The 15303-nt window shown below is 62.8% G+C and carries 2 protein-coding genes; both read left to right on the top strand.

The window, feature by feature from the left end; genetic code table 11:
* The first annotated feature begins 192 nt into the window (after positions 1-192).
* Entirely contained in the window at positions 193-2790 is a 2598-nt protein-coding gene (locus tag B9Z51_RS17040) for a TonB-dependent siderophore receptor (protein WP_108376376.1), read from the top strand.
* A gap of 1533 nt (positions 2791-4323) precedes the next feature.
* A partial coding sequence (locus B9Z51_RS17035) for an Ig-like domain-containing protein (protein WP_199227575.1) occupies positions 4324-15303 on the top strand: 10980 nt, incomplete at its 3' end.

Raw genomic sequence — 15303 nt, 5'->3', positions numbered from 1 at the left:
GAGCACCAAGCCACAACTTCGTTTTGTGAAATTTCAGTCGCTTAAACGTTAATTGTTGAAATACTGGATGGCAGACATGTGAATTGACATGAAGCAATTAATTTTCAAAGATACATTTAAATAATTTAAGTAGTACTTAATGACAAAATAAACCTATATAGCGGTCAAGTCGACCACAAAAGGAAATTTGACATGAGCCAACGCAAGCAACGATCACATCGCAACGCTCGATGGCCCCTCTTTTTGTGTTGCTTTTCACCTTGGATGGGGACCCTAGCCCAAACCCACGAACAGCCTACCAACTACCAACCTTTGGTCGTCACAGATACGGTTCTCGAATACAGGCAATTCGAAAAAGTGGAAATCACGGGATCTGCAATTTTGTCCAAAGAAGCCAAACAGGCTTTGCCTATTCAAGTGATCGGGCGTCGAGACATTGAACGCAGTGGGGCTTCTGATTTGAGCCAACTCATTCAGCGCTTACCCATCATGCGTAATTTTCAGGAACAGGGAATGGTCACAGGCACCACCTCTGGCGGACCGCAAGCAGCTGCCATACACGGCAACCAAAGTGGGACGCTTATCTTGCTCAATGGGCGCCGATTGCCCTATTACGGGAGCCAAAACATTGTAGGTGAGCGTGCAACGGTTGATTTGAACTTCATACCACTTGCAGCCATAGAAAGAATTGACATCCTGACCGATGGTGCTTCGAGTCGATATGGCTCAGATGCTGTGGCAGGCGTGATCAACATCATCACCAAAACGCAGGTGCAAGGCATCACGGTGAGTGTTGAAACCTTGATGCCACAAGGTGGGGCAGGGCGGGGAAATTCAGCCAGTTTGTCCTGGGGGCAAGGCAGACTTGAACGAGACGGATACAGCCTCAGTGCGCATTACACAGCACAAAAACGAAACATGCTGCAAGGCAAGGACGACACATCGACACGCGAAGGAATGCGGCAATTCAACATCAATGGACAACTTTGGAACAGCGGCGATTATTACTTCGACCACAGCGCACCTGCACAAAACTACAAGGATGCCTCTGGGAAACTCCACAACACCTACTTTGATACGCATGGCGTGTGTGACAAAGGCTGGTATGAAACGCAAAGGGGGCAATGCTCACAAAATGCTCAACTGGCGACAAGCATCTACCCCCGGACAGAGAGCCAATTGCTGTATTTGCAAGGTGAAAGACTGCTGGCCAACCAGTGGGTCGCTTTTGCTGAGGCACAAATGGGATGGCAGTCGCAAACCTTTGTTCCTGTTGGACATCCCAATTTCACGATTGATCAAATCGACGTGGACCCTTCTCGCACCTACATGATTGCAACGCAACCTTGGGGTTTGCTCCAGCAGCGGTATGACAACAACATGCACCATGCAGTAGTGGGACTTAAAGGCCAAGCTGCAGGCTGGGATTTCACCAGCCATTTGACGAGCGGACTGCACAGAGTGCATCGCGTGTATGAAAGCGGCTTGGTGACGCCTGGATATGGCGTTGTCAAGCTCAAGCCCGGAGAAGTTGGACTTGATCCATCGCAATACTCTGCAGAAACACTTGCGAAATTTGATGCATACCGTCGAACAACTGACAGGGTCCTAGACGATGGACAGACCCAATTGCAGACCTTGGGAATCCTGGCCAGCCGGGAATTGATCGATACAGAGCATGGCCCCCTGATGTGGGGTCTGGGTTTTGATGGGCGTCAGGAAAGCGTTCGCTATCTGCCAGGTATTGGCGTGAATGACCGGCCGCAATTCGATGCGCAACGCAAAAATTGGGCGCTGCATTCTGAAATTTTGTGGCCTCTTGCTGAACAATTGGAAGCGACAGGGGCATTGCGCCACGATCAGTATTCGGATTTTGGAGGGGTGCAGACTGGCAAATTGGGATGGAAGTGGACGCCTGAAAAAGCCTGGATGTTCAGGGGATCATGGGGGACAGGTTTTAGAGCGCCCACACTTGGGCAAATGGTGCTCAAAAGCACCAAAATTTCGGAGGTGGAAGATTCTTTATCGGGTCAAACTTTGCCCATCTATTCACGCGGTAATCCTGACTTGAAACCAGAGCGCTCACAGCAATGGCTGCTGGGGTTTCGCTGGGAGCCTTCTGTCCAATGGACCCTGGGCGCAGATCTCTGGAATCTGGATATTCAGGACACCTTTGGCAATTTGCCGGGCACTTTGATCGTCAGCGATCCTGTGCTCAGGGCTCAATATTTAGTCAATGGCGTCGTCACCAGCCCGAATTTCAATTTAGGACAAAGTCGTAGCCAAGGTGTGGATTACGACATTCAGTGGCGCAAGCCAACCGATTGGGGGCGTTTGCGTGTCGGCCTGCGTGGTTTGCATGTCTTGAAGTCTCAGCGGCAAGCCTATGCTGACAGTGCCATGGAGTCCAACCTGGGGCGCTATGCCATGGGAAGCAGTTCCGTGATGGCTCGTAATCAATGGACATTGTCGACATCGCTTGAGCAATCTCAGCTCATCTTGGGCGCCAGTTTGAACTATCGTTCGGGCAATACTGAGCAGGTGACCTTGACAGACGTGGATGGCAACACCATGAATTATGAGCATCGTGTGTCAGACGATTGGACGGTGGACATCTCGGGGCGCTGGCAAATACAAGCCGCCATGACGCTCAGTGCTGCTGTGATCAACATCACCAACCGCATGCCCTCATTCCGCATGAAAACTCAAAACGTACTCAACGGTGTCGATACCCGATACGGTGACTATTACGGACGCACCTTGCAATTGAAAATCGAATACAAGTTCTGACCTTTTTCTCAAATCATTTGCCTAGAAAATGATGCGTGTTAAGAAAAAAAGCAATGAGCTTGAAAAGATGGTTCAAGTGATCTGACAAAGATAGATCGATTTGTTAGAGCAGCAGCAAGTCGTCCGGCCGGGCCGCCGACCTGCGAATTCCCGTGGCCCTTCTTGTAGGTCGGTACTCGAAGAGTCCGACATGGGCGTGATTGGCCACCAAAGCTCGATTCAGGCGTGGTGGGTATGCACACCTGTCGGGGTCTCCGACCGCCGACCTACGAAAGCGCAGCTAGCGGACCGCCGACCTGCGACGGCACAGATAGCGGACCGCCGACCTGCGAATTCCCGTGGACCTTCTTGTAGGTCGGTACTCGAAGAGTCCGACATGGGCGTGATTGGCCACCAAAGCTCGATTCAGGCGTGGTGGGTATGCACACCTGTCGGGGTCTCCGACCGCCGACCTACGAATGCGCAGATAGCGGACCGGCGACCTGCGACGGCACAGATAGCTGACCGCCGACCTGCGAATTCCCGTGGACCTTCTTGTAGGTCGGTACTCGAAGAGTCCGACATGGGCTTGATTGGCCACCAAAGCTCGATTCAGGCGTGGTGGGTATGCACACCTGTCGGGGTCTCCGACCGCCGACCTACGAATGCACAGATAGCGGGCCGCCGACCTGCGACGGCGCAGCTAGCGGACCGGCTACCTGCGAATTCCCGTGGCCTTTCTTGTAGGTCGGTACTCGAAGAGTCCGACATGGGCGTGATTGGCCACCAAAGCCCAATTCAGGCGCGCCAGGTGAGCAGATGTCGGGGTCTTCGACCGCCGACCTACGAAGGCGCAGATAGCGGACCGCTGACCTACGAATGCGCAGATAGCTGACCGGCGACCTGCGAATTCCCGTGGCCTTTCTTGTAGGTCGGTACTCGAAGAGTCCGACATGGGCGTGATTGGCCACCAAAGCTCGATTCAGGCGCGCCAGGTGAGCAGATGTCGGGGTCTTCGACCGCCGACCTACGAAGACGCAGATAGGGGACCACCGACCTACGACGGCGCAGATAGCGGGCCGCCGCCCCCCCGGACGGCCGACCACAACCCCCCCGAGAGACCCCAATCCACCTGGAATTCCGGTTTCTGTTGGCATCTTTGAATTTGTCACTAACGACAAATTAAGTCAAAAAGATCAGCAAAAACATCGCTAGGCATACCCCAATTGGGGGTTTTTGAATGACATTTTTGACGATATCTTGGAGGCTTAATTAATAAATACATCAAAAAAATCACAGATTGGACATTGGGAAATATGTCGTTTTTTGAGTTTTGAAACGCTGAATTCATGAGGAAAAAATGAATTTCAGACGTCAACACCAGCGGGGCACCGCACGGCCTTCTACAGAGGGGTGTGGGGTGCTTTGGCGCGTCAGTTTGCAGGCCATTTCGGGCCATGCAGCAGGGCAGGGCGCAGTGCTGGATCTGCAGGCTGATATGGCCATGGCAGTCACTCCAAAAAACCAACCAATGACCACCACACAGGGACGGCCATGACGATCAATAACAACAACTTCACGCTCAATTTAGGGGTTTTTGCAACACAGCCCCTCACGCTTGTGGGGGCGGACCTCACGGCGGCCACCACCTTGCTCCAGACCGGGCAAAGCCTCATGGTGGACGAAGCCATCCGCAAATCGCTCACAGCGCACATCGTCATGCTCGGTGCGCAGGCAAACACCGACCCGCAAAAAGCCGTGCAGGAACTGCTGGACGTCGCCGCCAACGAACTGGCTGCAGCCGTGCCCGAACTTTTGCTGGCCAAGCCCGCCACCGCGCAGGCCCTGGTGCAACTGGGGGCGGACAAAACCAGCGCCCTCATGGTGCAGTGGCTGGGCTTTGCCGACCACGTCAGCGCCGCCATGCAAGCCCAGCACAGCGCCCCCACGCTGATCAGCGCCTTCCAGAATGCCGCGCCCGACACCGCGCTGCTCAAAACCTTCAGCGCCGACGCCCTCTGGCCCGTGCTGCCCAACACCCCCGTCGCATTTGACCCCTCCATGCTGCGCGACACCCTGCTCGCCAACATGCCCCACCTGATCCCGATGACCCCCACAGACACCACCGGCAGCACCCCCATGACCGACCCCACCCTGACCCTGACCGACCCGGGCCTCGTCACCGGCCTGAGCACCCAAGTCGCCCTCGACCTCAGCGCCCTCGTGCAAAGCGCCTCGGTGCAAGCGGCCTTGCAAACCGCTGTGGACAGCGCCATCACCGGCAACAAACTGCCCCTCATCGCGCCCACCCTGGTCGACCCCGTGCTCTACGCCGAAGTCACCACCGCCGCCGTCCTCACCGACCCGGCCCTGCTCAAAGTCATTGACACCGTCATCCAGAACCCCGCCTTTGCCTCGGGTGTGGGCAGCGTGGGCCTGCCGCAAATGCGCAACCTGCTCGTCAAACAGCTGGGCATCGGCACCACCATCACCGAAACCCTGGTCAGCCAAGGCGCCAACGCCCAGCTCGTGCAGCAAATCGGCACCCAAATGAATTCCACCGCCGTCAACCAAATCATGGTCGACAGCATCCCCGTGGCCATGGCCGACGGCACCACCACAGTCCCCAACCCCATCGCCATGCCCACCAACACCCCCAGCGTCACCAACACCGTCACCAACACAACAACAGCAGGAAACACAGCCATGAACGACAGCACCACCCCTTTCATCGCCATCGCTTCCAGCAAAAACAACCTGGCCGTCGGTGAAACCACTACCCTGTCGTTCACCCTGTCTGAAGTCAGCACCAATTTCACAGCGTCTGATGTCACGGCCATCGGCGGCACGCTCTCCAACTTCACAGGCTCGGGTACCAGCTACTCCGCCACCTTCACCCCCAGCGCCAATGTCTCGAGCGCCTTTGTCATGGTCGGCAGCGACACCTTCAGCAACGCCACCGGCACCTACAACAAAGACGGCGCCGACGCCAACAACGCCGCATCGCTGAGCGTCGGCTTGCTGTGCAACACCAACGCCCCCGCCGACACCACAGCCCCCACGGTGATGATCAGCAACACCAAAACCCGTGTGCGCCCCGGTGACACTGACCTCATCACCTTCACGCTGTCTGAAGCCAGCAGCAACTTCACGCAAAGCGACGTCACCGTCATCGGTGGCACCCTGAGCGGCTGGACCCAAAGCGCCACCAACCCGCTGGTCTACACCGCCACCTTCACGCCCAATGCCAACGCCCTGAGCGCGGCCCTGTACATCGCCAGCGAAAGCTTCACCGACGCCGCAGGCAACTTCAACCAGGACGGCATGGAGTTGAACAACATGGCCTCGATCGCCATCCAGTGCAAGATCGACACCACCCCACCCACGATTGCTGTCAGCGCCGACAGAGCCGCTCTGGCCGCAGGCCAGACGGCTGTCGTCACCTTCACCCTGAGCGAACTCGCCACCGACTTCACCGCCTCTGACGTGACCGTCATGGGCGGCACCCTGAGCGGCTTCACGCAAAGCGCCACCAACCCCCTCGTCTACACCGCCACCTTCACGCCCGCAGTCGGGTCGATCAGCGGCGCCGTGTACGTGGCCAGCAACAAATTCACCGACGCCTCGGGCAACGCCAACGCAGACGGCAACGACACCAACAACGCCGTCAGCTTCACCCTCGACACCGCTGCCCCCACCATCGCCATCACCAGCGACAAAACCGGCCTCAAAGCCGGCGACACAGCCACCATCACCTTCACGCTGAGCGAAATCAGCACCAACTTCGCCCTCTCCGATGTCGCCGTCACCGGCGGCACCCTGAGCGGCTTTGCCCAAAGCGCCACCGACCCGCACGTCTACACCGCCACCTTCACGCCCGCAGCGGGCTCAACAGCCGCCACCGTGTCGGTGGCCAGCAACAAATTCAGCGATGCCTCAGGCAACCAAAACACCGACGGCGCCGATGCCAACAACACCGTCAGCCTGAGTGTTGACACCACGCCCCCCACCGTCATCGTCAGCAGCCTCAAGTCCAGCCTCGGGGCAGGCGAGACCGCCACCGTCACCTTCACCCTGTCTGAAGCCAGCGTCAACTTCACCGCAGCCGACGTCACCGTGGTCGGTGGCACGCTGAGCAACTTTGCAGGCTCGGGCACCAGCTACACCGCCACCTTCACCCCCACCGCCGGTGCCAGCACCGCCAGCGTCAAGGTCGACAGCAACCGCTTCACCGACGCCGCAGGCAACAACAACCAAGACGGCGCAGACGCCAACAACACCGTCAGCTTCAACCTCGACAGCACACCGCCCACCATCATCGTCAGCACCGACAAAGTCGACCTGCTGCAAGGCCAAACCGCCACCATCACCTTCACCCTGTCTGAAGCCAGCAGCAACTTCACGCTGGGCGACATCAGCGTCTCGGGCGGCACGCTGAGTAACTTCCAGGGCTCGGGCACCAGCTACACCGCCACCTTCACGCCCAGTGCCACGGCCAGCAGCGCCATGATCCTGGTGTCCAGCAACACCTTCAGCGACGCCGCAGGCAACAACAACAAAGACGGCGCCGACCTCAACAACGCCGTCAGCCTCAAAACCAACTGCCCGCCCGACACCACCCCCGTCACGCCCCCCGCAGCCGACACCACCGCCCCCACGGTGGCCATCAGCAGCGACAAAACCATGCTCGCAGCAGGCGAAGCGGCCACCGTCAGCTTCACCTTCTCCGAAGCCACCAGCGACTTCGCCCTCACTGACATCACCGTCATCGGCGGCACCATGAGCAACTTGGTGCGCAACCCCGCCAACCCGCTCGTCTACACCGCCACCTTCACGCCCTTTGCCACCACCCAAGGCGCCATGGTCCTGGTCAGCAGCGGCCAATTCAGCGACGCCGCAGGCAACTTCAACACCGACGGTGCAGACCTCAACAACGCCGTCTCGCTGGGCTTCAACTGCGGTTGCGCCGACACCACCGCCCCCACCATCGCCATCAGCGCCCCCAAAACCGTGCTCGCTGCTGGTGAAGTCACCACCGTCACCTTCGTGCTGAGCGAAGACAGCACCGACTTCAGCCTGGCCGACATCACCTTGCTGGGCGGCACGCTCAGCAACTTCGTGGGCAGTGGCAAGGTCTACACCGCCACCTTCACCCCCGCACCCACCGCCAAGAGCGCCATGATGTTCGTGGCCAGCGACAAATTCACCGACGCCGCAGGCAACTTCAACAAAGACGGCGCCGACGTCAACAACGCCTGGTCCTTCGGCTTCCAATGCACCCCAACCGCCGTGGCCCCCGCAGCCCCCGGCGCGATCTTGAACGCCATCAGCGACAGCGGTACCCAAGGTGACAACACCACCACCGACAACACGCCCACCCTGAGCGGCACCGGCACCCCCGGCGACACCATCAGCATCAAAGACGCCGCTGGCAACGTCATCGCCACCGCTGTGGTGGCTGCCAACGGCACCTGGATGGCCACGCCCGTCAACCCGCTGCCCCTGGGCCTGAACAACCTGAGCGTCATCGAAACCAACCCCGCTGGCATGGCCAGCGCCCCCACCGCACTGCCGCTCACCATCCAAAGCGCCGTGGTTCCCGTGGCGCCCACAGCGCCTGCCGCCATCCTCAACGCCATCAGCGACAGCGGCGCCCAAGGTGACAACACCACCAACGACACCACGCCCACCCTGAGCGGCACCGGCACCCCCGGCGACACCATCAGCATCAAAGACGCCGCTGGCAACGTCATCGCCACCGCCGTGGTTGCGGCCAACGGCACCTGGATGGCCACACCGGCCACCGCCTTGCCCCAAGGCTTGAACAACCTCAGCGTCATCGAAACCGGCCCCACGGGCCTGGCCAGCGCCCCCACACCGCTGCCCATCACCATCGACAGCGCAGCCCCCACCATCGCCGTCAGCGCCCCCAAAGGCGTGCTGGCAGCCGGTGAAGCCACCACCATCACCTTCACCCTGAGTGACGCTGCCAGCGACTTCAGCGTTTCTGACATCACCGTCATCGGCGGCACCCTGAGCGGCTTCACCAAGAGCCCCACCAACCCGCTCGTCTACACCGCCACCTTCACCCCCACAGCCGGTGCGCACAGCGCCATGGTTTTCGTGGGCAACGACAAATTCACCGACGCCTCTGGCAACCTCAACCAAGACGGCGCCGAACTCAACAACCTCGCCAGCTTCAGCATCAACGCAGCGGCTGTCACCCCGGTCGCCCCCGCAGCGCCCGCTGCCATCCTCGACCCCATCAGCGACAGCGGCGCCAAAGGTGACCAACTCACCAACGACACCACCCCCACCATCAGCGGCACTGGCACGCCTGGCGACACCATCGCCATCAAAGACCCCGCTGGCAACACCATCGCCACCGCCATCGTCCAGCCCAACGGCACCTGGGCGGCCACCCCGGTCAACCCACTGCCCCAAGGCCTCAACAACTTGAGCGTGGTCGAAACCAACCCCGCCGGTCTGTCCAGCCCCGCCACACCGCTGCCCATCACCATCGACAGCGTGGCCCCATCGCCCCTGGGCGCCATCCTCAACCCCATCAGCAACAGCGGGTTGACCACCGACAACATCACCAACGACACCACCCCCACCATCAGCGGCTCGGGCACGCCCGGTGACACCATCGCCATCAAAGACGCTGCGGGCAACACCATCGCCACTGCCGTGGTTGCTGCCAACGGCACCTGGACCGCCACCCCGGCCAACCCACTGCCCCAAGGCCTCAACAACCTGAGCGTGGTCGAAACCAGCCCCACCGGCGCCACCAGCACCGCCCAGCTGCCCATCGTCATCGACAGCGCAGCGCCCACCATCGCGCTCAGCACCAACGCCAGCGCCCTCACCACAGGCCAGGCCGCCACCGTCACCTTCACCTTGAGTGAAGCCAGTGCAGACTTCACCGCTGCCGACATCACCGTCATCGGCGGCACCATCACCGGCCTGACCCAAAGCCCCACCAACCCGCTGGTCTACACCGCCACCTTCACCCCCGCAGCCGGTGCCAGCAGCGCCGCCGTGCTGGTGACCAGCAACAAATTCAGCGACGCCGCAGGCAACATCAACCTCGACGGCGCCGACACCAACAACGCCCTGTCCTACAGCATCACCGCTGGCCCCGCGCTCACTCCCCTGACAGCCGCGATCGACCCCACCAGCGACAGCGGCACAAAGGGTGACGGCAAAACCAACGACACCACGCCCACCCTCAGCGGCACCGGCACGCCCGGCGACACCATCGCCATCAAAGACGCCGCAGGCACCGTCATTGCCACCGCCACCGTCGGCCCCAACGGCACCTGGACAGCCACCCCGGCCAACCCACTGCCCCAGGGTCTCAACAACCTGAGCGTCGTCGAAACCAGCCCCAGCGGGTCCACCAGCACCCAGCCGCTGCCTTTGACCATTGACAGCGGCGCCCCCACGGTGGCCATCAGCACCAGTGCCAGCACCCTGGCCGCAGGCCAAACTGCCACCGTCACCTTCACCTTGAGCGAAGCGGCCAGCGACTTCACCGCCTCAGACATCACCGTCATGGGCGGCTCCCTGACCGGCTTGGTCCAAAGCCCCACCAACCCGCTGGTCTACACCGCCACCTTCACGCCCACAGCCGGTGCCCAAAGCGCCATGCTGTTCATCACCAGCGACAAATTCGCTGACGCCGCAGGCAACCTCAACAAAGACGGCGCCGACACCAACAACATCGCCAGCTTCAGCATCAGCGCCCCCGTGCCCAACGCACCGGCAGCGCCTGCCGCCATCCTCGACCCCATCAGCGACAGCGGCACCCAAGGCGACAAAGCCACCACCGACACCACGCCTACGCTCAGCGGCACAGGCGTGCCCGGTGACACCATCACCGTCAAAGACCCCCAAGGCAACGTCATCGCCACCGCCACCGTGCAACCCAACGGCACCTGGGCGGCCACACCGGTCAACCCGCTGCCCCTGGGCCTGAACAACCTCAGCGTCACCGAGACCAACCCCCAAGGCGCCACCAGCGCCCCCACCGCGCTGCCCATCACCATCCAGGCCGAAACCATCGCCGCCCCGGGCGCCAAGCTCGATCTGAGCAGCGACACCGGCACCGTGGGCGACAGCACCACCACCGACACCACGCCCACCTTGTCTGGCACCGGCGTGCCCGGCGACACCATCGCCGTCAAAGATCCCCAAGGCAACGTCATCGCCACAGCCACTGTCGCCCCAGACGGCACCTGGTCGGCCACGCCCACCAGCGCGCTGCCTTTGGGCCTGCAAAACCTCAGTGTGGTGCAAACCAGCCCCACCGGCATCGCCAGCGCCCCCACACCGCTGCCCATCACCATCGTGGCCCCGGCCGCAGGCGTGCTGACTGCAGCCCTGTCTGGCCCCAGCGACAGCGGCGTGGTCGGTGACAACACCACCAACGACACCACCCCCACCCTGACCGGCACCGGCACCCCTGGCGACACCGTCAGCATCACCAACGCCGCAGGCCAAGTCATTGCCACCGCCACCGTTCAACCTGACGGCACCTGGGCGGCCACGCCCACCACCGCGCTGCCCGCAGGCACCAACCCGCTCACCGTGGTCGCCACCAACCCGGCTGGCCAAATCACGGCCAGCAACGTGCTGCCGATTGCCATCGTCATTGACCCCATCGCGCCCGCAGCGCCTGGCGCCATCCTCGACCCCATCAGCGACAGCGGCACCGTGGGTGACAAAGCCACCACCGACAACACGCCAACGCTCAGCGGCACCGGCACGCCGGGCGACACCATCGCCGTCAAAGATCCGGCTGGCAACGTCATCGCGACCGCCACCGTGCAGCCTGACGGCACCTGGGCGGCCACGCCCACCACGCCGCTGCCCCTGGGCACCAACAACCTCAGCGTGGTCGAAACCGACCCCGCAGGCAACGCCAGCCTGCCCACACCACTGCCCCTGACCATCCAGGCCCCCGTCGGCGTGCTCGTCATCCAGGGCGGCGTCTACGCCGGTTTGGTCACCACAGACCCCACGCTCACCACACCCGTGGTCACCACCCCACCGACCGACAGCACCGGCACCGGCACCGGCACACCCACCGGCACCACCAACGACCCCGGCCTGGTCAACCCCGGCACCGTCGCCCCCACACTGCTGACCCCCGGCCTGCCCAGCAACCCCATCACCACCAACACCAACGGTGGCGCCACCGTGTTTGTCTACGACAACACCGGCGCCCTCATGGGCCAGACCACCTTGGCCTCTGACGGCACCTGGCGCATCGACATCGCCAACAAACAAGACTACCGAGGCGCCGTCCTCGTCAAAGTCGTCGACGTCAACGGCACCGCCGTCAACTACATCGACGAAGTCAGCGCCGCAGGCAAATCGTTTGACACCACCTTGCGCGCCCAAGGCGTGGCCGAAGTGGGCCTGCCCAACTTCCAGGTGCCCGACAGCCTCAACTCGGTGTTGACCGTCTACATCACCCCCGTGACCGAGCTGGCCGTGCGCACCGCAGGCGTCACCGACACCGCCACAGCGCCCGCCAGCGTCATGGCCATCGTCACCGCCAACACCAACGTCGCCTCTGCCCTGGGCATGGCCGGTGTGGACATCACCGCACCACCCACCACCACCAACAGCGCCGACTTCACCGCCACCGACCGCTACGACGCCAACGGCGTCGTCATCCTCACCGACGCAGAAAAATACGGCCTCGTGCTGGCCAAACTCTCGGGTCTGGACAGCGTCAAAGGCAACATCGACGCCAGCCTGGACGCCCTGCAAGGCCAGATCCTGCCCGGCGGCACCCTGAGCGCTGCTGGCGCCGCCCTGGTCGACGCAGGCCGCATCGTCGCCCTCGAAGCCCTCAAAGGCACCACCGACGGCACCGCCCCAGAAAACACCTTCACCATCGACACCCCGCTCAACCGCTGGCTGCTCGGTGACATCACCATCGTTGAACAAACGGTCACCCCCACCGGTGCTGTGCTCACCGGCCAGGCCCTGCCCGGCAGCACCGTCACCGTCAAACTGCCTGGCGGCGGCACCACCACCGCCGTGGCCGACGCCACTGGCACCTTCACCGTGCCGCTCACCACGGCGCAATTGCCCGCCGCAGGCCAGGCCATCACCTTCACCGGCACCGACGGCCTGACCCAGCCCGCCGCCACCATCCACGCGCTGCCCGCAGCACCCACCGCCGCCATTGCGCTCATCAGCGACAGCGGCGCCGTGGGCGACGGCAAAACCACCGACAACACCCCCACGCTCACCGGCAACGGCACGCCCGGTGACACCATCACCATCACCGACCCACAAGGCAACGTCATTGCCACCGCCGTGGTCGCCCCCAACGGCACCTGGGCCGCCACCCCTACAGACCCGCTGCCCCTGGGCCTGAACAACCTGTCCGTCACGCAAACCGACCCCGAAGGCTTCGTCAGCGCCCCCACCGCGCTGCCCGTCACCATCGAAGCCGGTGCAGGCCCCGCCGCGCCCGCTGCCGTGCTCGACCCCACCAGCGACAGCGGCAAACTGCTCGACAGCACCACCAACGACACCACGCCCACCTTGAGCGGCACTGGCACCGCCGGTGACACCATCACCATCAAAGATCCACAAGGCAACGTCATCGGCACCGCCGTGGTCGCCGCCAACGGCACCTGGGCCATCACGCCCACCACACCGCTGCCACTGGGTCTCAACAACCTCAGCGTCACCGAGACCAACCCCGCAGGCATTTCCAGCCCCGCCACACCGCTGCCCGTCACCATCGACACCACGGCCCCCGCAGCCCCCGGCGCGGTCCTTGACCCCACCAGCGACACCGGCGTGCAGGGTGACAAAACCACCACCGACACCACGCCCACCCTGTCTGGCACCGGCACCCCCGGCGACACCATCACCGTCAAAGACCCACAAGGCAACGTCATCGGCACCGCCGTGGTGGCTGCCAACGGCACCTGGGCCATCACGCCCACCACACCACTGCCCCTGGGCCTGAACGCCCTCACGGCCACCGCCACCGACCCCGCAGGCAACACCAGCGCCCCTGCGCCGCTGCCTGTGACCATCGTCCCCGGCACCCTGGCCGCGCCTGTGGCCAAGCTCGACTTGAGCAGCGACACCGGCACCGTGGGCGACAGCACCACCACCGACACCACGCCCACCCTGTCTGGCACCGGCACACCCGGCGACACCATCGCCATCAAAGACCCACAAGGCAACGTCATCGCCACGGCCACCGTCGCCGCTGACGGCACCTGGGCCGCCACACCCACCACGGCGCTGCCGCTGGGTCTGAACAACCTCACGGTCACCGAAACCAACCCCGCAGGCGTCAGCAGCCCCGCAGCACCGCTGCCCGTCACCATCCAGGCCCTGCCTGCGGGCACGCTCACGGCCACATTGGCTGCCACCAGCGACAGCGGCGTGGTCGGTGACAGCATCACCAACGACACCACTCCCACCCTGACCGGCACCGGCATCCCTGGCGACACCATCGCCATCAAGAACGCCGCAGGCCAAGTCATCGCCACCACCGTGGTCGCGGCCAATGGCACCTGGACCGCCACACCCACCACCGCGCTGCCCCAAGGCATCAACACCTTGTTGGTGTCGCAAACCAGCCCGAGCGGCAGCGTCATCGACGCCGTCCTGCCCGTCACCATCGTGGTCGATGCGGTCGTGCCCGTCTCGCCAGCGGCCGTGCTCGCCCCCATCAGCGACAGCGGCAAACTGCTCGACAGCACCACCAACGACAACACCCCCACTTTGAGCGGCAACGGCACGCCTGGTGACACCATCACCATCAAAGACCCACAAGGCAACGTCATCGCCACCACCGTGGTCGCCGCCAACGGCACTTGGGCCGCCACGCCCACCACCGCGCTGCCAGACGGCCTGATCAACCTGGCGGTCACCGCCACCGACCCTGCTGGCAACACCAGCGCCCCCACACCGCTGCCCATCACCATCGACACCACGCCACCCGCAGCCCCTGCGGCCGTGCTCGACCCGACCAGCGACAGCGGCAAGCTGCTCGACAGCACCACCAGCGACAACACGCCCACCTTGAGCGGTGGCGGCGCCACGCCCGGTGACACCATCACCATCAAAGACCCACAAGGCAACGTCATCGGCACTGCCGTCGTCGCGGCCAACGGCACCTGGGCTGTTACGCCCACGACTGCACTGCCAGACGGCCTGATCAACTTGGCCGTCACCGCCACCGACCCTGCTGGCAACACCAGCGCCCCCACACCGCTGCCCATCACCATCGACACCACGCCACCCGCAGCCCCTGCGGCCGTGCTCGACCCGACCAGCGACAGCGGCAAGCTGCTTGACAGCACCACCAGCGACAACACGCCAACCCTGTCAGGCGCTGGCGCCACGCCGGGTGACACCATCACCATCAAAGACCCACAAGGCAACGTCATCGGCACCGCCGTGGTCGCGGCCAACGGCACCTGGGCGGTCACGCCCACCACAGCCTTGCCTGATGGCTTGATCCCATTGAGCGTCACCGCCACA

Origin of the sequence: Limnohabitans sp. T6-5 (assembly GCF_003063315.1) — a bacterium.
In the GTDB taxonomy this organism is placed as follows: Bacteria; Pseudomonadota; Gammaproteobacteria; order Burkholderiales; family Burkholderiaceae_C; genus Limnohabitans_A.
This window is presented reverse-complemented; position numbering and strand designations above follow the sequence as displayed.

What these genes read in the sequence shown, in the direction of transcription:
- B9Z51_RS17040 (WP_108376376.1), top strand. Translation starts at nt 193, where the DNA reads ATGAGCCAACGCAAGCAACGATCACATCGCAACGCTCGATGGCCCCTC.